Raw genomic sequence first — 2,729 nt, 5'->3', positions numbered from 1 at the left:
CGTCCACGCACGCTGCAACGCGGCGGCCGCACGATCGGCCAGCGCCGCCGCGGCGATCGCCCGCACCCGCATGTCGCCGAAGCGCTGCAACGTGTACGGATCGTCGCTCGCCTGCGCGACCTCCGACTGAATCCACGGGCGGCCATGCTTCAGCACGTAGTCGCGCGCTTCCGCCAGCGCGCCTTCCGCGAGCCCGACGAACAGGTTGGTCAGCACGAGCTGCGACACGAGCGTGCGCAGCGTCGCGCGCGGGGTCGGCGGCGCCTCGGAACGATGCAGCACCTCGTCCGCCGCAAGCGCCACACCGTCGAAGCGCACGCTGCCGCTGTCGGTCTGGCGCTGGCCGATCGGATCCCAGTCTTCGTTGACCGTGATCCCGGCGCGATCGGTCGGCACCACGCCGAACACCGTGCGGCCGGTGTCCGGATCGTGCGCGGACACCGTCATGCGCTGCGAGCCGCGCGTGCCCGAACAGAAGCCCTTCACGCCATCGAGCCGGTAGCCGCCGTCGGATGTCGCCGTGGCCACGAGCCGCGTGTCGAGCGGATTGACCGCATTGCCCCACCACCAGTGCTGCTCGACCGTGCCGCGCAGATAGCGTTCGCGCTGCGCGGCGTTGCCCCACACGTCGACGCTCACCACCTGCAGGCACTGGAACCCGACGAGATGCGCGAGCGCGCTGTCGACGCGCGCGATCTGCCTGATCGCATCGTAGATCTCGGGCCATGCGGCTTCCTGCCCGCCGAATGCACGCGGCACCGCGAGCGTCAGCAGGCCCGCATCGGCGAGCCACTGCTTCTCTTGCGCCGCATGACCACCCGCGCGGTCGCGCGCGGCGGCCGTGGCGCGCAGCGCGTCGATCGCCCGGGCCAGCGCGGCGCGGTCGAAGGCCGGTGCATCGGTATCCGGCGCGAAGGTCGCCGGGCCACGTGGATCGTTCATGCGACAGCTTCCTGCGCAACCGCTTCACCCGACAGCGGCACGAGCGCGTCGAGCGTGCGGCCGGTCAGCCGCGACAGGATCTCGCGCCGCCAGTCGTCGTAGATCGCGCGGTATTCGGCGATATCCGCGCCGAACACGTGCGCGGTGTGCGCGTACTCGTCGTGCAGATAGTCGTCGAGCCGCGCCTGCGTTTCCTCGTCGGCCGCGATCACGCGATCGATCAGCGCGTCACGCTCGGCTGCCGGCAGCGCCTTCAACGTGTCGAACCACCACTGGACGATCTGCACGCGATGCCACTCCTCGTCCGGCCGGATCCGGTTCTCGCCATGCTCGCGCATCGCGGAATCGCCGATGCGGCCGGTCTTGCGCTGAATCCACAGCTTCGCGAGGATGTGCAGCTCGTAATGCCATTCGAATGCGAGAAAACCCGCGACGTCGCGCACCGCGATGTCGCCGATGCGCGCCCAATGCGCGGAGACGAGCCGGTCGACTTCCGGCAGCGGATCGCGCCCCGTCAGTTCGGTCACGCGTTCGCGGCCGATCACCGCGTGCGCGCCGTCGTCGCCGAGCTGGCGCGACAGGATCAGCTGGAAGTGCGGATCGTCGCAGAACAACGTGTCGATCGCCTTCGCGACGACCTGCACGATGAACAGGTCGTGCGACGCCATCTTCGTGTAGTAATCGGCGACGGCGGCCAGCTCGTCGTCGTTGCGCGGCTCGCGCGGCGGCGTGGCGAGCTTCGCCGGGAAGTCCGGACGATAGCGTCGCGCCACGTCGAGAAACAGCGCTTCCTCGAATTGTCCGTTCCATTCGCGCGGCGCGCCGATGGGCAAGGTCATAGGGTTCTTTCTCTCAGGATCATGAATGAAGCGAGCAGACGCTTGTGGCGTCGCTCAGGTACGCCGGGTCACGCGTCGGACCAGGCGGTCGCCCGTGATTTGCACGGCCGAGACGAGTGCGATCAGGATCACGATCACGGTCGCCATGACGGTGGTGTCGAAACGCTGGTAGCCGTAGCGGATCGCGAGATCGCCGAGGCCGCCCGCGCCGACGGCGCCCGCCATCGCGGTCGAGCCGATCAGCGCGACGACGGTAATGGTGAAGCCGCCGAGCATGCCCGGCAGCGCTTCGGGCAACAGCACGTGCCAGACGATGTGGCGTCGCTTCGCGCCCATCGCGAGCGCGGCCTCGATCAGCCCGCGGTCGACCTCGCGCAGGCTCACCTCGGCGATCCGCGCGAAGAACGGGATCGCGGCGATCGACAGCGGCACGACCGCCGCCCAGACGCCGATCGTCGTGCCGATCAGCACGCGCGTGAACGGCAGCAGCGCGACGAGCAGGATGATGAACGGCGTCGAGCGGAACACGTTGACGAGCGCACCGAGCACCGCGTTCACGCCGCGCCGTTCGTAGATGCCGCCGGGCGCGGTCGTCACGAGGATCACCGCGAGCGGGATGCCGATCAGCGCGGCAATCACGGCCGACGCGGCGACCATCGACAACGTGTCGCGGATCGCGTCGAGCAGTTCGGGCCACCAGAGGTCAAACATAGCCGAGCACCTCCGCGTGATTCGCGTGGCGGCGCGCACGTTCGAGCAGCGCCGCCACCGCACCGCCGCGGGCAAGCGGCTGGCCGGCGTCATCCACGCGCAGGGCTGCCGCGATCACGAGCCGCCCTTGCGCATGCCCCTGGATGCGCTCGATCCCGCCGTGCAGGAAACGCACCGAGCCACCCAGCGCCGCCGCGAGCGCGCCGACATCCGGCTCGCCGCCGCTCTCGCCCGTAA

The 2,729-nt window shown here is 69.8% G+C and carries 4 protein-coding genes; all 4 read right to left on the bottom strand.

Features of this window, described 5'->3' with window-relative positions; genetic code table 11:
* On the bottom strand, positions 1–942 hold a 942-nt coding region (locus G3N99_RS38125), incomplete at its 3' end, for an acyl-CoA dehydrogenase family protein (RefSeq protein WP_206124956.1).
* Positions 939–1,781 (bottom strand): hypothetical protein, encoded by an 843-nt coding sequence (locus G3N99_RS38120; RefSeq protein WP_206124955.1) that lies wholly within the window; start codon positions 1,779–1,781, stop codon positions 939–941. The genes G3N99_RS38125 and G3N99_RS38120, both read right to left, overlap by 4 nt.
* A gap of 54 nt (positions 1,782–1,835) precedes the next feature.
* The gene (locus tag G3N99_RS38115; protein ID WP_046546161.1) at positions 1,836–2,492 is read right to left on the bottom strand and encodes a methionine ABC transporter permease; all 657 of its coding nucleotides are present in this window, start codon (positions 2,490–2,492) and stop codon (positions 1,836–1,838) included.
* On the bottom strand, positions 2,485–2,729 hold a 245-nt coding region (locus tag G3N99_RS38110; RefSeq protein ID WP_277396494.1), incomplete at its 5' end, for an NIL domain-containing protein. The genes G3N99_RS38110 and G3N99_RS38115, both read right to left, overlap by 8 nt.

The sequence above is a fragment of the Burkholderia sp. Ac-20392 genome (assembly GCF_017104585.1).
In the GTDB taxonomy this organism is placed as follows: Bacteria; Pseudomonadota; Gammaproteobacteria; order Burkholderiales; family Burkholderiaceae; genus Burkholderia; species Burkholderia lata.
Note: the sequence above shows the minus strand (reverse complement) of the source record. Positions and strands in the feature narration are given on the sequence as shown.